The organism is Vulcanococcus sp. Clear-D1 (assembly GCF_014654725.1).
GTDB lineage: Bacteria > Cyanobacteriota > Cyanobacteriia > PCC-6307 > Cyanobiaceae > Vulcanococcus.
The window spans coordinates 92,362-110,566 of record NZ_JACVZV010000030.1; the positions used below are offsets into that span (position 1 = coordinate 92,362).

At 66.3% G+C, this 18,205-nt stretch carries 20 protein-coding genes; 6 read left to right on the forward strand and 14 right to left on the reverse strand.

What is annotated here, in order from left to right; all coding sequences use genetic code 11:
* Position 1: 1 nt before the first annotated feature.
* The 7 genes from H9532_RS11940 to H9532_RS11970 form a co-directional block, all read right to left on the reverse strand.
* Positions 2-193 carry a hypothetical protein gene (locus tag H9532_RS11940; protein WP_296368768.1) on the reverse strand — a complete coding sequence of 64 codons (192 nt, stop codon included), beginning with the start codon at positions 191-193 and terminating at the stop codon, positions 2-4.
* A gap of 69 nt (positions 194-262) precedes the next feature.
* A complete protein-coding gene (locus H9532_RS11945; protein ID WP_296368769.1) occupies positions 263-955 on the reverse strand; it encodes an N-acetylmannosamine-6-phosphate 2-epimerase in 693 nt (230 codons plus the stop codon).
* Entirely contained in the window at positions 945-1,343 is a 399-nt protein-coding gene (locus H9532_RS11950; RefSeq protein ID WP_296368771.1) for a hypothetical protein, read from the reverse strand. Before H9532_RS11950 ends, H9532_RS11945 begins: the two co-directional genes overlap by 11 nt.
* Before the next feature lie 10 nt (positions 1,344-1,353).
* Positions 1,354-2,220, reverse strand: coding sequence for an ABC transporter permease (locus tag H9532_RS11955; protein ID WP_296368773.1), 867 nt, complete (start codon positions 2,218-2,220; stop codon positions 1,354-1,356).
* A 45-nt stretch (positions 2,221-2,265) separates the two neighbouring features.
* Positions 2,266-3,297 (reverse strand): ABC transporter ATP-binding protein, encoded by a 1,032-nt coding sequence (locus H9532_RS11960; RefSeq protein WP_296368775.1) that lies wholly within the window; start codon positions 3,295-3,297, stop codon positions 2,266-2,268.
* 57 nt (positions 3,298-3,354) lie between these two features.
* Positions 3,355-4,374 (reverse strand): heme o synthase, encoded by a 1,020-nt coding sequence (locus H9532_RS11965; protein WP_296368777.1) that lies wholly within the window; start codon positions 4,372-4,374, stop codon positions 3,355-3,357.
* Positions 4,367-5,290, reverse strand: coding sequence for a COX15/CtaA family protein (locus H9532_RS11970; protein ID WP_296368779.1), 924 nt, complete (start codon positions 5,288-5,290; stop codon positions 4,367-4,369). The genes H9532_RS11965 and H9532_RS11970 overlap by 8 nt, the downstream gene beginning before the upstream one ends.
* A gap of 186 nt (positions 5,291-5,476) precedes the next feature.
* Between H9532_RS11970 and H9532_RS11975 the strand changes: the two genes are divergently transcribed.
* The 4 genes from H9532_RS11975 to H9532_RS11990 all read left to right on the forward strand — a co-directional run bounded on the left by H9532_RS11975 (position 5,477) and on the right by H9532_RS11990 (position 9,097).
* A complete protein-coding gene (locus H9532_RS11975) occupies positions 5,477-6,310 on the forward strand; it encodes a cytochrome c oxidase subunit II (RefSeq protein ID WP_296368781.1) in 834 nt (277 codons plus the stop codon).
* Complete coding sequence (gene ctaD, locus H9532_RS11980) at positions 6,307-7,974, forward strand: cytochrome c oxidase subunit I (protein ID WP_296368783.1); 1,668 nt, start codon at positions 6,307-6,309, stop codon at positions 7,972-7,974. The genes H9532_RS11975 and ctaD overlap by 4 nt, the downstream gene beginning before the upstream one ends.
* Positions 7,971-8,573 carry a cytochrome c oxidase subunit 3 gene (locus H9532_RS11985; protein ID WP_296368784.1) on the forward strand — a complete coding sequence of 201 codons (603 nt, stop codon included), beginning with the start codon at positions 7,971-7,973 and terminating at the stop codon, positions 8,571-8,573. The genes ctaD and H9532_RS11985 overlap by 4 nt, the downstream gene beginning before the upstream one ends.
* Positions 8,574-8,686: 113 nt before the next feature.
* Positions 8,687-9,097, forward strand: coding sequence for an AbrB family transcriptional regulator (locus H9532_RS11990; RefSeq protein ID WP_296369052.1), 411 nt, complete (start codon positions 8,687-8,689; stop codon positions 9,095-9,097).
* Here the strand turns inward: H9532_RS11990 and H9532_RS11995 are convergent.
* Together H9532_RS11995 and H9532_RS12000 are read right to left on the reverse strand one after the other, a co-directional pair.
* A complete protein-coding gene (locus H9532_RS11995; protein WP_296368786.1) occupies positions 9,085-9,687 on the reverse strand; it encodes a DUF308 domain-containing protein in 603 nt (200 codons plus the stop codon). The genes H9532_RS11990 and H9532_RS11995 overlap by 13 nt on opposite strands.
* A gap of 58 nt (positions 9,688-9,745) precedes the next feature.
* Complete coding sequence (locus H9532_RS12000; RefSeq protein ID WP_296368788.1) at positions 9,746-10,426, reverse strand: riboflavin synthase; 681 nt, start codon at positions 10,424-10,426, stop codon at positions 9,746-9,748.
* A 55-nt stretch (positions 10,427-10,481) separates the two neighbouring features.
* Here H9532_RS12000 and H9532_RS12005 point away from each other — a divergent pair, with 55 nt between their 5' ends.
* Positions 10,482-11,048 carry a bifunctional nuclease family protein gene (locus H9532_RS12005; RefSeq protein ID WP_296368790.1) on the forward strand — a complete coding sequence of 189 codons (567 nt, stop codon included), beginning with the start codon at positions 10,482-10,484 and terminating at the stop codon, positions 11,046-11,048.
* Positions 11,049-11,100: 52 nt separating this feature from the next.
* Complete coding sequence (locus tag H9532_RS12010) at positions 11,101-12,174, forward strand: aldo/keto reductase (protein ID WP_296369054.1); 1,074 nt, start codon at positions 11,101-11,103, stop codon at positions 12,172-12,174.
* 3 nt (positions 12,175-12,177) lie between these two features.
* Here H9532_RS12010 and H9532_RS12015 read toward each other — a convergent pair whose 3' ends face one another.
* The 5 genes from H9532_RS12015 to topA are packed head-to-tail and all read right to left on the reverse strand — an operon-like array spanning position 12,178 to position 18,167.
* The gene (locus tag H9532_RS12015) at positions 12,178-13,254 is read right to left on the reverse strand and encodes a hypothetical protein (protein ID WP_296368792.1); all 1,077 of its coding nucleotides are present in this window, start codon (positions 13,252-13,254) and stop codon (positions 12,178-12,180) included.
* A gap of 26 nt (positions 13,255-13,280) precedes the next feature.
* Positions 13,281-14,393, reverse strand: a complete 1,113-nt coding sequence (cobT, locus tag H9532_RS12020; RefSeq protein ID WP_296368794.1) for a nicotinate mononucleotide-dependent phosphoribosyltransferase CobT — start codon at positions 14,391-14,393, stop codon at positions 13,281-13,283.
* Positions 14,390-15,028 (reverse strand): DUF2232 domain-containing protein, encoded by a 639-nt coding sequence (locus tag H9532_RS12025; protein ID WP_296368796.1) that lies wholly within the window; start codon positions 15,026-15,028, stop codon positions 14,390-14,392. Before H9532_RS12025 ends, cobT begins: the two co-directional genes overlap by 4 nt.
* On the reverse strand, positions 15,025-15,438 hold the full coding sequence (locus tag H9532_RS12030; RefSeq protein ID WP_296368798.1) for a hypothetical protein: 414 nt from the start codon (positions 15,436-15,438) through the stop codon (positions 15,025-15,027). Before H9532_RS12030 ends, H9532_RS12025 begins: the two co-directional genes overlap by 4 nt.
* A 14-nt stretch (positions 15,439-15,452) precedes the next feature.
* Positions 15,453-18,167 (reverse strand): type I DNA topoisomerase, encoded by a 2,715-nt coding sequence (topA, locus tag H9532_RS12035; protein WP_296368800.1) that lies wholly within the window; start codon positions 18,165-18,167, stop codon positions 15,453-15,455.
* Between the last annotated feature and the right edge of the window lie 38 nt (positions 18,168-18,205).

An 18,205-nucleotide genomic window follows, 5' to 3' on the forward strand; every position in this document is an offset into this window, starting at 1 on the left:
CCTAAAGCGCCCGCACCAAGCGGGCGTGAATCCGGCAGACCGCGAGCGCTTCACGGGGCGGATCCGAACAGAGCCGCCCCAGTTCACGATTCAGGGCCTGCAGATCCCCCATAGGCAGACCCGCCACCGGCGCCACCATCAGCAGCCCACCGAGCGCCAGGGGCAGCATTGCGTGCGTGCAAAGGGAGGCCATCAGCACCTCCTTCAAGACGCTTGAGACTCACCCAGTGTGAAAGCTGAGGAGGGGCACGCCCCCCAAACTTCAAAAAGCTTCCAAAGCCCGCCGGTAAGCAGCCACCTGCAGGTCGACACCGGTAATGGCGGTGCCTACCACCACGGCATCCGCGCCCAGGCTGCGGGATTGCAACGCCTGCTCCGCGCTGGCAATGCCGCCTTCACAGATCAGCAGCGTGTCTGGCGGAAGCTCACGGCGAAGCTCGGGAATCAACGCCCAGGCAGGAGGCCGTAAGGCCGCCGTGCCCTCGGTGTAGCCGTAGAGCGTGGTGCCCACCCACTGGCAGCCCAGAGCAGCAGCTTGCAGACCATTGGCCAGGCTGTCGACATCCGCCATCAGCACGGCACCCAGATCGGTGCGTGCACGCTGCACCAGCTCGGCCAGCACGGCGCCCTCTGGCCGCAGGCGCTCGGTGGCATCGAGAGCGATCACATCCGCGCCTGCCGCCCAAACCGCCTGGATCTCCTCCCAACCCGGCGTGATGTACACGGGACTATCGGGGTAGGTGCGCTTCCATAGCCCCACAATCAGAGCCTCCGGACAGCGGCGCCGGACCGCACCGATGTGCTCGGGGCTCTCCAAGCGCACACCCACGGCACCGTTGTTGAGGCTGGCTTCCGCCATGGCGGCAATCACCTCGTTCTGGCGCATCGGTGATCCCTCCGGGGCCTGCACCGACACGATCAGTCCTCCCTGCAGCTCGGCGCGTTCAGGCAGCACGGCGAGTCTCCTGATCGGGCAGCCAGGCCCGCAGTTGCACCACCGCGGGATGGCTGGGGGCCGGCGCCGGCCGGGTAGCTCTTGGCAGCTGGGGCTCGAGGCGCGGCAAGGGCACCAGGGGCTCGGCGGCAACGAGCATCGAGTCCTCCAACACCGGCTCCGGAGCAGGGCTTTGCAGCGTCTGCCACCACGCCCAAGCCTCAGGATTGGCAGCATCCAGCTCCTGGCTGAGAGCTGTCAGAGCGCTCACGCCCTGGCGGTGCACCCACTGGCCCAGCAGGCGTTCGATCAAGGGAACATCACGAGCCACCAGAGCAGCCTGCAAGGCCAGGATTTGCGCCTGCCGGCGGGCCTGGGGTGAAGGAGAAGCGAGAGGTCGAACAGCCACAGGCAACGGATCAGGCGAGCTTGCGATCCAGCAGCGGGCGGATCAACAGGAACAGACCCAGCGCCAAAGCAGCCAGCACTCCCAGACAGGCCGCCGCGCTCAGCTCCCCGTAGGGAGCCACCAGCACCACAGCTGACAGCGAGAACTGGCCGGCGTAGGCGGCGCGAATCGGTTCAATCGCGAAGGTAAGAGGATTCAGGGCGGCAAGCCAGCCCAACCAGGTGGGCATGAACGAAATCGGCGCCAAGGCGGTGCTCGCAAACAGCAGCGGCAGGTTGGCCACGAAAATCACCGCGATCAACTCGATGTGGCCCGGCAGGGCAAAGGCCAGCCCCAGGCTGAGCCCGGTGACCGCAAACACCAACAGCAGCAGCGTGATCAGCACCAGCAGCAAACCGGCACCGCCCGGCCAGCCGTAACCCAACGCCCAAGCGGTGACCATGATCGCCACGCTCTGCACCAGGCTCAAGGCCGTGATGTAGAGGACGGAAGCCAGCACGATCGAGCTACGGGATCGCAATGGCGCCACCAGGAGGCGATTGAGAAAGCCGAATTCGCGATCGAACATCACCGGCAAGCCTGCGTTGAGAGCAGCGCTGAAAGCGGTGAACACGATCACGCCGGCACCGAGAAAGCGGCCATAGCTCATGCCATCGGGCAGCAGCCCCTCGGGCGCGTTGGCGAACAGGGCACCAAACAGCACCAGCCAGATCAGCGGTTGCAGCACACCGGCCACCAGGGTGGAGGGTCGGCGGGCCAGCTGCAGGAACAGCCGACGGGTGAGCGCCAGGGTTTCCTGCACGAGTTCCGCGGTGGCGGAACGCTGGGGAGGCGTTGCAGCCGCAGCGTTGATCAGAGAGGGAGCGGCGCTGGTCATCGCGGCTGAAGAAGAAACAACGACGGAAGAGAGAAAGAAACGCGATCAGCGCATCGATTGCTTGCGCTCAGCCTTGGGATCGCGGCTGCCCGCCACGGCCAGCTCCGCATCCATCAGGGTGCGGCCGGTGGCCTGGAGGTACACATCATCGAGGCTGGGGCGGCTCTGGGCCAGGGCAAACACCGGCAACTGGGCTTCCGCCAGCTGGCGGCGAAGCTGCTCCACCACCCCGTCGTGCTCCACCACCAGGTTGAGCGAATAGCCCTGGGCGCGGTTCACCACCACCTGGCGCACCCCGGGGCAGCGCTGCAGGAGCTGCTGCACCTGCAACGCCTCGGGTTCATCGCTGAATTCGCGCACCCGCAGGGTGACCCGATCACCACCTAAAGCCGCCTTCAACTCAGAAGGCTGACCAGCGGCGATCACCCGACCGCCCTCAATGATCGCGAGCTGATCGGCCAGAGCATCCACCTCCTCGAGGTAGTGGCTGCTGAGCAGCACCGTGGTGCCTTGATCGCGCAGTTGGCGCAGCACCTGCCAAATGGCAGCACGGCTCTCGATATCAAGACCAACTGTGGGCTCATCCAGCACCAACACCTGGGGCCGATGCAGCAGGCCCGAAGCGAGATCCAAACGGCGACGCATCCCTCCGGAATAGGTGCCGCTGCGACGATCAATCCAGTCATCCATGGCCAGAAGCGCGATCAGCTCGGCGATGCGCTGATCGCGATCGGCGCGGCTCAGGTGATAGAGGTCGCCTTGAAGCTGCAGCAATTCGCGGCCGCTGAGGATTTTGTCGAGGGCCACTTCCTGGGCCACATAACCGAGGCGCTCACGCACGCCGCGGGGATCGCGCAGGGCATCCACACCTGCAACACGCACGCTGCCGCTACAGGGTGCCAGGAGGGTGGCGAGGATGCGCAGGGTGGTGGTTTTCCCAGCGCCGTTGGGGCCGAGCAAACCGAACAGGCTGCCCGCCGGCACGCTCAAGTTGAGGCCATCGAGTGCCACGACAGCCCGATCGCCCTTGCCGTAGCGCTTGCTCACATCCCGGAGCTCGATCACCCCTTCCGGCATCCCATCCGCCAAGCGTTCAGGCTCCCTGTGACCAGTGGAAAAGCCAATCTAGAAAGCTCAAGCTGCCAAGGCTGCGGCCAGGGTGAAACCTGCCTTGCCGGACCCGGCCAGAGCCAACAGATCCCAACCCTGGGAGCTCAGCACGTCGCCGGCAGGCAACCGAGCCAGGAGCAGCAGCAGGCAGATCCCGAACAGATAGAGGATCGACCAGCGAAACAGCCCCCGGGCGCGCTGCACATCATCGGGGTCCTGATGGAGCCGCCAGGCCATCTGAATCAAGCGCGCATCAAAAGGCAGCAGCAGCAGGCCATACAGCAGACCACCGCTCGGCAAAGCCCAAACCCCCAGCAGGCTGAGCACGACGGTGAGGGCGGCATACACGCTGATGCCCCGTGCCGTGGCAGCGGTGCCCTTCACCACCGGCAGCATCGGGATGCCGACGGCGCGGTAGTCCTCGCGCAGCAAGAGCGCCAGGGCCCAGAAGTGGGCCGGGGTCCACACCATCACCAGAGCAAACAGCCACCAGCTGCCCAGCCCCAGGTGGCCCGTGGCCGCAGCAGCCCCCACCAGGGGAGGAATAGCGCCGGCCACTCCACCGATCACGATGTTTTGTGACGTGCGCGGCTTGAGCAGCACGGTGTACAGCAACACGTAGCTACAGAGGCCCAGCAGGGCCAGGCTGGCGGCCAGGCAATTCACACCACCCACCAGCAAGGTGGATGCCGTGAGCGCCAGGGCCACCGCGATGGCAAAGGCCGTGCCCATCGATAGGCGCCCGGAAGGGAGGGCCCGGGAGCTGGTGCGCTGCATACGGCCATCGAGCTCCTGCTCCCAGAGGCAGTTGAGAACACCGGCTGCGGCAGCGGCCAGCGCTCCACCGCCGAGCGTGCAGGCCAGGCGCAGGGGAGGCAGCGGCCAACCCTCGGAGAGGGCCATGCCCCCCAGGGTGGTGGCCAGCAGCAGCGGAATCAGCCGCGGCTTGGCGATCTCCAACCAAGGCGGCAGCTTCACCTTCGCCCGGGAAGGAACAGCCTGTTCGCGGCTCAGGCCCGTTGAAACAGCAGGAGCACTAACCACGCGACACCTCCAAACGAACGGGCTCAAGCAGGCTGCGGCTGAACCAGGCGGCGAGCACCGCCACGAGGAACGCCGCCATCAGTTGGTGCGCCACGGTGACCGCGGGCACCGCCAGGGTGAGGCGCAGGCTCATCACACCCAGGGCCACCTGGGCGATCACCGCCAGAGCCGCGAGGGCAGCCAGCACACGCTCGGCCTGCCATCGCCACAGGCCCCAAGCGGCGGTCACCAACACCGCAGCCGCCACCGGCCTGGCGCCGAGGCGATGGGCGAACAGCCAACCGCAGCCCTCGCCGGAGCTCAGGCAACGGCCGGCGGCCCATTGGGTGGCCATCAAGCCGCCGAGCAGGCACTGGCCGAGGGCCAGCAGAGCCACCACTCCAACCAGCCCGGGCCAGAGCCGATCCAGTGAGAAACGGCTCGCTTGAGGAGGCTTGGCCGATGTGGATGGCTCCAGCAGAACCTGCGTACAGGCACTGAGCAACGCCACCAGTAGCAACGCTGTAACCAGGTGAGCCGTCACCACTGAAAACGGCAACAGCAGCGTCACCGTGAGGGCGCCAAGGCCGCCCTGCACAGCCACCAGCAGCAGGGCGAGGCCAGAGAGCCAGGGCACCGCGCGGGGCAGCTCACGCCGCCACCACGTACTCAGTGCCGCCTGTACCAACAGGCCCATCCCCACCACGAAGGCATCCAGCCGGTGGAACCACTCCAGGAACACCTGCAGATTCATCTGCCGTCCCGGCAGGAGGGATCCATAACAGAGGGGCCAATCCGGACAGGCCAGCCCGGCTTCCATCACCCGAGTGGCTCCACCGATGCCCACCAGGGCGATAAGGGCCACCAAGAGGTGGGCGCTGAGCGCAGCGAGCGCGGCACGGCGACCGATCGGCGGCGTGAGAGTGATGGCCGTCATCGGGCTATAACAACCGCGGTTGGGCTGAAACTAACCAGGGCAACAGGCGGCCACACGATTGCATCAGTCCACGTTGCAATCGGTGTTCAATCCCTCACCGGAGCCGGCTCGATTGCTGCAAAGGTCAACAGCGGCAGACCATCCCCGGAGAACGTCCATAGGGTTGGGCGTTAGAAGCCCGCAGCTATGCGGATCCCTCCCGCCATCCTCACGCTGCTAGCCGGCATGGCCCTCGTGCTCTTCGGGCTGTGGGTGGGTCAGAACGTGAATCTTTTGCCCGTGGATGCCAGCGCCAACGCGCCGGTGTACGACGAGCTCTTCCGCGTGCTGTTCAGCATCGGTTCGATCCTGTTCATCGGGATCGTGGGACTGATCCTCTACAGCCTGGTTCGTTTTCGTCGCCGCGTCGGCGAAACCGGCGATGGAGCTGCGATCGAAGGCAATCTGCCTCTGGAGATTCTCTGGACAGCGATCCCGGCCGTTGTGGTTCTGTTTGTGGGGATTTACAGCTACGACATCTACGACCGCATGGGCGGCATGACCCCGCTCAACGACCACGGCATGCATGGCATGCAGCACAGCGAGGAGCGCACCTGGGGCGGCATCAGCCCCGTGGCTCTTGAGGCCGATGGGGCCATCGCACCCCTACCGGTGGATGTGACGGCCATGCAATTTGCCTTCATCTTCCATTACCCCGATTCCGACATCACCAGCGGCGAACTGCATGTTCCTTTAGGACAACCGGTGGCCCTTCAGATGAAAGCCCTCGATGTGATCCATGCCTTCTGGGTGCCGCAATTTCGTCTCAAACAAGATGTGATCCCCGGTCAACCCACCCTGCTGAGCTTCACCCCCACCCGAGCGGGCCAATACCCGATCGTGTGCGCAGAGCTCTGCGGGCCTTATCACGGCGGCATGCGCTCCACGGTGATCGTGGAGGAGCCTGAAAGCTTCGCGGCCTGGGTCGCCAAGAACAGCCCCAATCCCCCTGCTGAGTCCCCCACCGCGGTGCAGTCATGACCCTCAGCCTCAACCCCTCAGAATCACTGCAGCCACAGGGCTGGCTGCGCTACCTCAGCTTCAGCACTGATCACAAAGTGATCGGCCTGCAATACCTAGTGTGTGGCTTCCTCTTCTATCTGATCGGTGGGGCCCTCGCCGGAGCAATCCGCACCGAGCTGGTCACACCGATTTCCGATTTCCTCCCCAGGGAGACCTACAACGAAGTGCTCACCCTGCACGGCACGGTGATGATCTTCCTCTGGATCGTACCGGTGGTGAATGGGGCCTTCGGGAACTATCTGATCCCGTTCTATGTGGGAGCCCGCGACATGGCCTTCCCGCGGCTGAACGCCGTGGCCTTCTGGCTGATTCCACCTGCCGGCCTCCTGCTGATCAGCAGCTATTTCGTGACCGGTGCGGCGCAATCGGGCTGGACCGCTTACCCACCCCTGAGCATCACCACCCCCGCCACTGGCCAGATCATCTGGATTTTGAGTGTTCTGCTCCTGGGAGGCAGCTCGATCTTCGGCGGCATCAATTTCATCGCCACGATCCTGAAGCTGCGCCGCCCTGGGCTCGGCTTAATGCAACTACCGATGTATTGCTGGGCGATGCTTGGCACCAGCATCCTGGTGGTGCTCTCTACCCCTGTGCTTGCCGGCACCTTGGTGCTGCTCAGCTTCGACATCATCGCCCACACCGGTTTCTTCAATCCGGCCCTCGGCGGCAATGCCGTTGTGTATCAACACCTGTTCTGGTTTTACTCACACCCGGCGGTGTACATCATGGTGCTGCCGGCTTTTGGCCTGGTGAGTGAAATCCTTCCGGTGCATGCACGCAAGCCCCTCTTCGGCTACACCACCATGGTGTATTCGATCATGGCGATTGTGTTTCTGGGTCTGATTGTGTGGGCCCACCACATGTTCACCAGTGGCACACCGCCCTGGATGCGCCTGTTCTTCACCATCGCCACGGCCTTCATCGCCGTTCCAACAGGGATCAAATTTTTCAACTGGCTGGCCACCCTCTGGGGCGGCAAGATCAGCCTGAACACGGCGATGCTGTTCTGCTGCGGCTTCATCGTGAACTTCGTGTTCGGCGGCATCACCGGCGTGGCCCTGGCCCAGGTGCCGTTCGATATCCACGTGCACGACACCTACTTCGTTGTCGGCCATTTCCACTACATCGTCTACGGCGGCACGGTGTTTGTGATCTTTGCCTCCATCTACCACTGGTATCCGAAGGTGACAGGCCGTCTGCTCAACGAACCGCTTGGGCAGCTGCACTTCTGGCTCACCTTCGTGGGTTTCAACCTCTGCTTTGCGCCGCAGCACTGGCTTGGCCTGAACGGCATGCCGCGCCGCGTGGCCGAATACGACCCCCAATTCACGCTGATCAACCAGTTCAGCAGTGCCGGTGCCCTGCTGATGGCGATCAGCACGTTTCCATTCCTGATCAACGTGGTGATGAGCGCCTCCAACGGCGCCCCCGCCGGTGACAACCCCTGGAACGCCCTCACCCCCGAATGGCTCACCAGTTCACCGCCACCCGTGGAGAACTGGCATGGCGAGCCGCCATTGGTGCACGAGCCCTATGGCTATGGCGTGACACCCGGCGAGCTGAGCCTTGAGGCCAGCAGTGGCCGCGACCTGTGGAACCTCGGCCAGGGAGATCAACGATGACCAGCCTTCAGAGCGAGAGCCTCTCCCAGCACGCCGGCGAGGCCGCCCATGCCGAGGGCCATGGCGACCACCGCATCTTTGGCCTGGCCACCTTCCTGGTGGCGGATGGGATGACCTTCGCCGGCTTCTTCGCTGCCTACCTCACCTTCCGGGCGGTGAACCCACTGCCCTCAGGCCACAACTACGAACTGGAGCTGCTGCTGCCCACGCTGAACACGCTGCTGCTACTGGTGAGCAGCTTCACCTTTCACCGCGCAGGAGCCGCCCTGCGGCGCGGCAACCACCCGCTCTGTCAGCGCTGGCTGCTGCTGACAGCCGCTCTGGGCTTCAGCTTCCTGGCAGGCCAGATGAAGGAGTACTTCTCCCTGCCCTTCGGCCTCACCGACAACCTGTTCGCCAGCACCTTCTATGCCATCACCGGCTTCCACGGCCTGCACGTGACACTCGGCGGGCTGATGATCCTGATCGTGTGGTGGCAGAGCCGCGAAGGTGGTCGGATCAGCATCGACAATCAGTTCCCACTGGAGGCGGCTGAGCTCTACTGGCACTTTGTAGATGGGATCTGGGTGATCCTCTACGGGCTGCTTTATCTGCTTTGAACAGTTTCTCTGCTTTTGCCCTTGCGGGTGATTGCAGTTGATCGGCACAATCGGGCTACCAGTTCTCAGCCCCGCCGGTGTTCGTTGAAGAGAAAGTGAGCACGCCCGTGCAGATGCTGGAAGGCAAGGCGCTGCTCGATAAGGCACGCGCGCTGAGCAATCGCCCGGAGGATCAGATCGCACGGGCCTGCGGCTATGTGGGACCGAGCGGCAGGCTGCTGAAGAAGAGTTTCTACCGGGCTCTGGTGGAGGCCAAGGGCTACAAACTCCCCAGCCACACGAGCAATGGCAGCGGTGGTGGTGGCGGCACACGTGGCCGCCAGGCCGAGTTCCGCACACGGGTGCACGGCAATGGCAACCTGCTGATCGGCCATGCCTACACCCGACGCATGGGGCTGGAGCCGGGGCAGGAATTCAAGATTGAAATCCACCAGGAAACCGGCTCCATCTGGCTGCTGCCCCTCGAGGAAGGCAACGAGGGCAGCAGCATTGGCGAGAGCAGCGCAGCCGATCAGGCCGGCTGAGCAGGTCCGCCCCGATCGTCGGGGCCGTGGAAGGCGGCGCTGAACACCAGCAGATCAATGCCGCTGAACAGAAAGCTGATTCCCACCAGGATTCCCAGCACGCTCAGCAGACCGCCGGCCTTCATCGAAACAATGATCAGGCCGAGGATGAAGGTGACGATGCCGTTGGCCAGGCCCCAACCCCAACCGGACATGTTGCGGTGCGAGAGAGCCACGATCGCGGCCACCACCCCCTCCACCAGGAAGACGATGCCGATGGCAAAGGCCAAAGCAGCCACCTGGGCGGCCGCCGGCACGATGCCGGCACTGAATTGCTGAATGATCCAGGCGCCGGTGACCAGGAACAACGTGGACACCACCAGGCGCCAGAAGCAATGCCAGCGGCTCAGGCGACGTGAGCGGTTGAGGCTGTTGATCCAGCCGAAGATGCCCCCCACCAGAAAGGCCAGCGCCACGATCACCGTGACCCAGGCGGAGGCGATCACGGGGAACAGCAAGGCCAACACGCCAAGCACCAGCAGCAGGATGCCTTCGGCGATGGTGAAGCTGCGCAGGGAACTCAGATCGAGCTCCGGTCTGTCGGAAGCCATAGAGAACAATCGTCTACCGGACGGTAGACATGGCGCAGGAGAACGTCAGCTGCAAGCGTCAGCTCCAGCCATGTTCCGCCAGCCAGCCTGGGGTGATCAGGCCCTCGGAACGCCTTGAACCGGAAGCCTCCCCAGCCTGTCCGCGCCAGGCCAACAGCCGTTCGGTGTATTTGGCCAGCAGATCAGCCTCAAGGTTCACCGCATCGCCCAGCCGCAACTGCTGCAGGGTGGTGGTGTTCCAGGTGTGGGGGATCACAGCAATCCAGAACTCCGCCCCATCGGCGCTGCAGTCAGCCACGGTGAGGCTGATGCCATCCACCGCCACGCTGGCCTTCTCACACACGTAGCGGCCGTAGGCGGGGTTGGTCCAGCGCAGCACAAGCCGCCAGGAGGCCGGTTGCTGCTCCACCGCCACCACGGTGCCCTGGCCATCCACGTGCCCACTCACCAGATGGCCGCCCAAGCGATCGGCCAGGCGCAGGGCCGGCTCCAGATTCACCCAGCCGCGGCGATCGGCCTTGGCGGCGAGGGTGGTGCGGGCCAGCGTTTCTTCGCTCACATCAGCCTTGAAACCATGGGCCGAGCGCTGGGTCACCGTGAGGCACACCCCATCCACGGCCACACTGTCGCCGAGGGCCAGGGCGGCTGGATCGAGCCCGGCGTCAGCCGGCACCAGCAGTTCGACACCACCGCTGCAACGCTGCAACTGCCCGACGGCCTGCACCAGCCCGGTGAACATGCGGTGCCCCGATCAACCCTGGCCATAATCGGGCAAGGGCGTCTGCAGGCAAGCGATGGTTGAGATGCGCGTGGCCGGCATCGCCCTGGACGCCGCCAGCCGCAGCCCGATTGTGCTGCTGCGGGATCCTTCCGGGCGCCGGCAGGTGCCGATCTGGATCGACCAGGCCCAGGCCCAAAACATCATGGCGGGGCTGAAAGATCAGGCCCCAGCCCGCCCCCTCAGCCACGACCTGATGGCGAAGCTGCTGGAAGCGGGGGGGCTTGAACTGCAGCGCGTGATCATTCACACCATCGAAGACAGCACCTTCCGGGCCGTGCTCAAGCTCAGCGGCGCTGATGGCAGCAGCCACGAGCTCGATGCCCGCCCCAGCGATGCCATCGCCCTGGCGCTGCGCACCGGCAGCGGCATCTGGATGCTGGAAGAGGTGGTGTCCGATGCCTCGATCCCGGTGGATGCCGAGGCTGATGCGGAGGATGCCGCCGACTTCCGCCGCTTTCTCGATGGGATCAGCCCCGCCGAGCTGGTGCGCCACATCCGCCAGGCCCAGACCGACGGCAGCGAAAGCGAGGAGGACAGCGGCGATGACGACGATTCCAGCGGCGACACCACCCCCAGCTGAGCGCCGCCCCTTCGGACGCGGGCCGGCCGTTTCACCCTTCTGCCTAGGCACGATGCGCGCCACGGGCAGCGCGGACCAGATGGCATCCGTGCTCGCCGCGGCCATAGCCGCAGGCATCAACCATGTGGAAACGGCCCCGGCCTACGGCATGGCGGAGCGCCATCTGGGGGATGCGCTGCGCGCCCTGAGCGCTCGCGATCCAGCCACCCACGCCGATCTGGTGATCACCAGCAAGCTGCTGCCTGGGATCAGCCTGCAAGAGGGGCAGGATCAACTGCGGGCCCTGCTGGAGCGGCTGGGGCTGCCGCGGCTCCACAACCTGGCGGTGCATGGCCTGAACCGGCCTGAACACCTCAGCTGGGCCCTCGAGGGCGCCGGCGCCGACCTGCTCACCTGGGCGCTCGACACCAACCTGGTAGGCCAGGTGGGATTGTCCAGCCACGGCAGCAACGCCCTGATCGAGCAGGCACTGGCCAGCGGGCGCTTCAGCTTCTGCAGCCTGCATCTGCATCTGTTCGACCAAACCCGGCTTCCCATCGCCCGGGCGGCCCTGCAGGAGGGGATCGGTGTGCTGGCCATCTCCCCGGCTGACAAAGGCGGACGGCTTTATGCCCCCTCGCCGGAGCTCCTGGCGGACTGCGCCCCTTTCCATCCGCTGGAGCTGGCCTATCGCTTTCTGCTGGATGCCGGCATCTCCACCCTCACCCTCGGTGCCGAGCAGCCCTCCGATCTGGCTCTAGCCCAGCAGCTCCGCGGCGCTACACCCTGGCTGAGCGACGCGCACCGCGCCGCCCTCAGCCGCCTGCAGGCGGCAGGGCGAGAGCGGCTCGGCGCCGAGGCGTGCGGTCAATGCCGCGCCTGCCTGCCCTGCCCAAGCGCGGTGCCGATCCCGGAGCTGCTGCGCCTGCGCAATCTGGCCGTGGGCCACGGCATGAAGGCCTTCGCCCAGGAGCGCTACAACCTGATCGGCCGAGCCGGCCACTGGTGGGAGGAGCTCAATGCCAGCGCCTGCCAGCGCTGCGGCGACTGCCTGCCCCGTTGCCCGCACCAACTGCCGATTCCCGATCTGCTGGCCGACACCCACCAGCGGCTGGCGGCGGCACCACGGCGGCGCCTCTGGGGCTGATCCTTAGCCCGCCATCGCCTGGTCCCAGAGCTGCTGCAAGCCCTGGCGTTCTGCAGCGCTGAGTGGCTCCAGGTTGGTGCAACGCTCCAGCACCGCCGGCGGGGGCAACAGCAACGGCCGCAGCCGAGCCGGCCAGCGCTTCAGGGCTGGGGTCAGCTGGGCAGCGGGCAGCGGCGGCACCCAACCAGCCGCCAGCAGGCGATCGAGAAGCGGGAGGCTCAATCCATCACGCAGCCACTCCAGGGGCAGCGGCGAAGCGGTGGGGCCTGTGGGGCCTTGGCGCACCAGCAGTTGCCACCAGAGCGGTGACCCCGTAGATGGCAGAAAGGCCGTCAGGCGCGGATCGCGCTGCAACAGGGGCACGGCGCGCTGACTGGTCACCACCGCCGCATCCGCATCACCAGCCAAGAGGAAATTGATCCCCTGGCTTTCATCCAGGCTGAGGGCCTGGCGGTGCAGGCGGCGCACCTGATCCACCAATTCGGCGTGATCCGGGGAGGGAACGCCAGCGGAGGTGGGGCTGAGCTGGCGTTGCGCCAACGCGATCAGCAGCCTCGGGCTGGCCGGCAGCACCAATCGCTTGTACAGGCTGGGGTCGAGCACTAGCGCCCAGCCTTCGCTCTGGCGCCGCAGCAGATCCGGGCGATTGCGCAGCAGGATCACCCAGGTGCCGAAGGCCCAGGGAAAGGCTTTCGCCGCGGCCTCCGCTCCGGCAAACAGACGGCTGGGTGCCTGGGCGATCGGATCGAGCAGCTTTAGCAGGGCTGGAGCATGGATGGGCTGCAGGTCGGCCGGCGGCAGCTGCTGCAGCCATCCATCACCGAGGCTGATCAAGCGGCTCGCCGGGCTTGTAACGCGCAGCTGCTCCAGCAGCTCCGCCGAACTCTCCAACACCTGAGAGCGCCAGGTGGAAGGCAGCGCCTTCAGCCAAGCCGAAGGCAGCTGGCCGCGCACGCTGAGCAGCCGGCCTGCATCACCGCCCCTGGAGCAGCCCGCCAGGGCTCCGGCAGCCAGCACCGAGCCTCCCTGGCTGGCCAGCTGCAGCAGGTGGCGGCGCGAGAGCAGAGGGGCTTGGGCCATGGCCCGACCCTAAGGGGCAAACCTGCTCACACCAGCTGGCTGCAGGCCTGGTCACAGGCCGCCGCCAGCGCGGCCGAGCTGCGGCCACTCAGCTCCCACAGCGCCGCCAGGCCGCCAGCCCCCACGCCTTCCTTCACATAGCCCTGCTCGAACGCCAACAGCTGCGGGGAACGGCAACCGTGAAAGCGCAGCGAGGAGGCGAAGGCAACGGGCTCAGCACCCCAGCGTTGGCCGATCTGCACCAGCAGCTGGGCCAGATCGCTGCTGCCCTCTCCCGCCACCCAGGCCGTGGTGGCGATGGCGGTGCGGGCCACCAGCAGCGGTCGCAGGGAGGGATCGCACAGCGCCAAGGCCACGGCCAGCACGGCGGCCATCTGGCTTCCACCGGCCAACAGCACCGGCACCCCGGCCAGGGCCGCCTCCAACACCAGCCCAGCCGCCAGGGGCTGCATCGGATCACCCACGGCCGCCAGCACCTGAGCCGCTGGGGCAGGGCTTGTGAGCGCAGCCGCCGCCAACCCCTGCGCCACCAGCTTGGCCTTCAAGGCATGGGCCGGCTCCCGCAGGCTGCCGCTCACCAGCCCAGCGGCCGGCACCCCGAGGCCCTCCAGCACCGCTTGTGCGGTGCTGGTGCCACCGGGCACACATTCCGCCAGCAACAAAGGCCTCGGCTCGAGCCGCCCCAGCTGCTGGCCCCAGCGCCGACCTCGCTCGAGCAGCTGGTGCACCCGCTCCCGTTCGATGGCGGCCCCAGTGCTGAGGCAGCGGGCGGGGCTGTAGCCCAGCTGCAAATGCGGAACCGCCGGAGCCACAGCAGCGCCGGCATCCACCACCAGAGGCTCGAGGGCCAGCTGCTCCACCACCACACGCGCGATCAAAGCGGGGCTCACACCCGCTGGCAGGGGCGGCAGGGCATGGGGGCGCTGCTGCGCTGGGCCCAGCAGCAGCAACTCCGCATCAGCGGCGGCCGTAAGCCGCCGACTCTCAGGGGTGGCGCCAGCCGCCGAGATCCCTGGCACCGCAGCGGTGGCGGTGCCAGCCAGCAGCAACAACACCCGCGTGGCCTCAGCAGCGCCAGCCACCTGAACGCACCAACGCTCCGCCTGCCGAGGATCACCGCTGAGTCGCTGGAGCGTCAAAGGGGATCGAGGGCGAGCAGCGGCCGCAGCAGCGGAGGCGGCGGCGTGATCGGGCTGCGCAGGCGCGGAAAGATCCACAGGGCCACCGCATGCAAGGCCAGCACGTAGATCACGTTCTGCAGAAGCACAAGCCCCAGGGCCAGCAGCTGCACCTGCCAGAGATCAGGCCCGCCGCCGAGCTGCAACAGGCCACTGAGGCGCTCCAGCAACTGAGCCGCCGCGGTGGTGATCACCACCCAGAGGTTTTCACCCAGCAGCACCGACACCACGGCAACGCGCACCAGAAAGCCAGTCGCACCGATCAACACCCCCACCCCCCAGCTGATCCACCAGCTGAGCTGACGTGTCCAGCACCAGCCCAGCCACAGGGCCAGCAAGGTGTAGGGGAAGAGCACCAACGGCCCCCGCACCGGTCCCATCAGAGCCACCAGCAACAGGGCCGACACGGCAACGCCCTCCACCGCACAACGGCGGTTGTGGCGCAGCTGCAACAGAGCGAGGGGCAGCGGCAAGGCCAGACGGAACAGGGCACCGCCCACCGGCAGGTAGTAGAGCCCCACCCAGAGCAAGGCTGTCGAGGCCGCCAGATAGGCGGTGTCGGTGAGCTGATGGGCCTGACGCCGGCTGAGGCTCATCGCGCTGGGGGGGCCGGGGTGGTGCGCAGGGGCGCGGCTGTCTCAGCGCCGCCGGCCGGCACCCGCTCAATCGTTTCCACTTCAAACGCCACGCCGGCCTGGCGCAGGGCGTCGGTCACGGCCTCAGCCGGCGAGGAAGGATCTGCGGCGGGCAGCTTGATCGTGACCCGATAAGGGGCCGGGGTGAGCGGCGGCGCTGCTGGAGCTGGCTTGGCCGCGGGCTTGGCGGGTTCGCTCTTAGGCGTTTCCGCCTGGGGAGCGGGCTTGGCCGCAGGGGTGGCGGTGGTGGGTTTGGCGGCCGGCGCTACCGGGGTGGCGGGTGGCGGCGAGAAGCTGCGCGACAGCTGATCGCCGAAGGGCGTGCCGCTGCAGCCGCTCACCCCGGCAGCCAGCAGCAGAGGAACCAGCAACCGCCGCAGCTGCATCAGCTATCGGCGGCGCGGATCACCCGCACGGCACTGGCCCGCAGGCGGCCGGTTTTGGTGGTGGCGGGAGCCTTCTTGGCCGCCGGTTTCTTGGCCGCAGCAGGCTTCTTGGCAGCGGTTCCAGCAGCCTTGCGGCCCTTGCTCTTGCCGGCGGCGGCCTTGGCCGCCAGCAGCTCCACCGCCTGCTCCAGGGTGACCGTGTCAGCCGTGGTGCCCTCCGGCAGGGAGGCATTCACCTTGCCCTGCTTCACGTAGAGGCCGTAGGGACCATCGAACAGCTGGATCGCCTCATCGGCGCCCTCGGGCGTGCCGAGATCCTTCAGGGCCGTGCGGCCGCCGCGGCCGCGCTTGGGCTGAGCCAGAAGTTCCACTGCCCGTGACAGCCCCACCATCAGCACATCGTCTTCGACCTTGAGGGAGCGGTAGTCCTTCTCGCCTTTGCCCTTGTGGTGCACCACGTAGGGACCAAAGCGGCCCAACCCGGCCTCGATCTTGCCGCCGTCGGGGTGTTCGCCCAGGTGCCGCGGCAGCCTCAGCAGGCCGAGGGCGTCTTCAAGGGTGAGGTCTTCCGGTTTGGTGCCCTTCGGCAGGGAGGCGCGCTTGGGCTTGGGGTTCTCATCACTCACCTGGCCGCGCTGCACATAGGGGCCGTACTGGCCGAAGAGCAGATACACCAGATCGCCGGTTTCGGGATCTTCGCCCAGGGATTCAGGCCCATCGGCCTTCTGCTTGAGGATCAGCTCAGCTTTATCGGCATCCAGATCAGCTGGGGTGATCTCATTGGGCAGCGTGGCCTTGAGCAGCTCTTCGGTGCCGTCGTCGGCCACGCGCTTGGTTTCCAGATAGGCACCAAAGCGGCCGATGCGCACCACGCAGGGCAGGCCCTCGAGCTCGATCGTGCGCGAGGCGGTGGGGTCGATGTCGCCCTCGCGCTGCTGCACCTGGGCTTCCAGGCCCTGGTCGCCCTTGTAGAAGCTCTCCAGGTAGGGCAGCCACTGCACCTGCCCGTGGGAGATCTCATCGAGGGTGTTCTCCATGCGAGCGGTGAAGCTCGTATCCACCAGGTCGGGGAAGTGCTCCTCGAGCAGAGCCGTCACCGCAAAGGCCGTGAAGCTGGGGGTGAGGGCGTTGTTCTGGAGGGTGGCGTAACCCCGATCCACGATCGTGCCGATGATCGAGGCGTAGGTGGAGGGGCGGCCGATGCCCTCCTTCTCCAGCATCTTCACCAGGGCCGCTTCGCTGTAGCGGGCGGGGGGCTGGGTTTGGTGGCCGAGGGCTTCCACGCCCTTACAGGCGGGACTGTCGCCGGTTTTCAAGGAAGGCAGCAACACCTCCTGACCTTCCAGGGCGGCATCGGGATCGTCGCTGCCTTCCACGTAGGCGCGGAAGAAACCGGGGAAATCGATGCGCTTACCGGTGGATCGGAATGCTGCGGGGCCGAGGCTGCCGCCATCCACCTCCAGATCCACGCTCAGCATCGTGAGCTTGGCGTCGGCCATCTGGGAGGCCACGGTGCGCTTCCAGATCAGCTCGTAGAGCGCAAGATCACGGCCATCGAGACCTGTGGCGGAGGGGTCGCGGAAGCTCTCACCGGCAGGACGAATCGCCTCGTGGGCCTCCTGGGCGTTGCGAGCTTTGGTGGAGAACTGCCGAGCCGAAGGGCTCAGATACTCCTTGCCGTACTTATCGGACACACAACTGCGGGCGGCATTGATCGCCTGATCGCTGAGGTGCACCGAGTCGGTGCGCATGTAAGTGATGAAGCCGCGCTCGTACAGGCCCTGGGCCGTGCGCATCGTTTCGCGCGCCGAGAGCCGCAGTTTGCGGTTGGCCTCCTGCTGCAGGGTGCTGGTGGTGAAGGGCGCCACCGGCTTGCGGGTGGTGGGCTTCTCCTCCACCGCCGCCACCTTCCAGGGGGCTGCCAACACCGCTTCCCGCAACTGACGCGCCTCGGATTCAGCCAGAAGGCGGACCTTGCTACCGGCCTTCAGAGCGCCCGTGGCTTCATCGAAATCGGAGCCCCCGGCAATGCGTTCACCCTTGAGGTGGGTGAGCTTGGCTTCGAATCCAGCGCTGCCCTGATTCAGCTGTGCCTTGAGGTCCCAGTAGCTGCCGCTCTTGAAGGCCCGCCGCGCCCGCTCGCGCTGCACCAACAGACGCACCGCCACCGATTGCACCCGGCCGGCGCTGAGGCCCCAGGCCACCTTCTTCCACAACAGTGGCGAGAGGGTGTAACCCACCAGACGATCGAGGATGCGCCGCGTTTCCTGGGCATGAACCAGCTCCATATCGAGCTCGCGGGTCTGCTCGAGGGCTCGGCCGATCGCTTCCTTGGTGATCTCGTGGAACACCATCCGCTTCACCGGCACCTTCGGATTGAGCAGCTGCAGCAGGTGCCAGCTAATCGATTCACCTTCCCGGTCTTCGTCCGTCGCGAGCAGCAGCTGGTCGGCGCCCTTGAGGGCGTCTTTGAGTTCTTTCACCACCTTTTTCTTGTCCTTCGGAACCACATAGAGCGGCTCGAAGTTGTTGGCGGTGTTCACGCCGAGATTGGCCCACTTCTCACCCTTGTGGGCGGCCGGAATCTCGCTGGCGTTGTTGGGCAGGTCGCGCACGTGCCCCATCGAGGCTTCCACCTTGAAGTCCTTGGGAAGGAACCCGCGGATGGTGCGGGCCTTCGTGGGGCTCTCAACGATGACGAGGGTGTGCGCCACAGGCAGGCGGTAAACCGCTTCCCTCTTTATCGCACCGG

Bases quoted from the DNA above. Each gene is read 5' to 3' on its own strand.
- H9532_RS11940 (WP_296368768.1), bottom strand. From the start codon at position 193: ATGGCCTCCCTTTGCACGCACGCAATGCTGCCCCTGGCGCTCGGTGGG.
- H9532_RS11955 (WP_296368773.1), bottom strand. From the start codon at position 2,220: ATGACCAGCGCCGCTCCCTCTCTGATCAACGCTGCGGCTGCAACGCCT.
- H9532_RS11960 (WP_296368775.1), bottom strand. From the start codon at position 3,297: ATGCCGGAAGGGGTGATCGAGCTCCGGGATGTGAGCAAGCGCTACGGC.
- H9532_RS11970 (WP_296368779.1), bottom strand. From the start codon at position 5,290: ATGACGGCCATCACTCTCACGCCGCCGATCGGTCGCCGTGCCGCGCTC.
- H9532_RS11975 (WP_296368781.1), top strand. From the start codon at position 5,477: ATGCGGATCCCTCCCGCCATCCTCACGCTGCTAGCCGGCATGGCCCTC.
- ctaD (WP_296368783.1), top strand. From the start codon at position 6,307: ATGACCCTCAGCCTCAACCCCTCAGAATCACTGCAGCCACAGGGCTGG.
- H9532_RS11985 (WP_296368784.1), top strand. From the start codon at position 7,971: ATGACCAGCCTTCAGAGCGAGAGCCTCTCCCAGCACGCCGGCGAGGCC.
- H9532_RS11990 (WP_296369052.1), top strand. From the start codon at position 8,687: ATGCTGGAAGGCAAGGCGCTGCTCGATAAGGCACGCGCGCTGAGCAAT.
- H9532_RS11995 (WP_296368786.1), bottom strand. From the start codon at position 9,687: ATGGCTTCCGACAGACCGGAGCTCGATCTGAGTTCCCTGCGCAGCTTC.
- H9532_RS12000 (WP_296368788.1), bottom strand. From the start codon at position 10,426: ATGTTCACCGGGCTGGTGCAGGCCGTCGGGCAGTTGCAGCGTTGCAGC.
- H9532_RS12005 (WP_296368790.1), top strand. From the start codon at position 10,482: ATGGTTGAGATGCGCGTGGCCGGCATCGCCCTGGACGCCGCCAGCCGC.
- H9532_RS12010 (WP_296369054.1), top strand. From the start codon at position 11,101: ATGCGCGCCACGGGCAGCGCGGACCAGATGGCATCCGTGCTCGCCGCG.
- H9532_RS12015 (WP_296368792.1), bottom strand. From the start codon at position 13,254: ATGGCCCAAGCCCCTCTGCTCTCGCGCCGCCACCTGCTGCAGCTGGCC.
- H9532_RS12025 (WP_296368796.1), bottom strand. From the start codon at position 15,028: ATGAGCCTCAGCCGGCGTCAGGCCCATCAGCTCACCGACACCGCCTAT.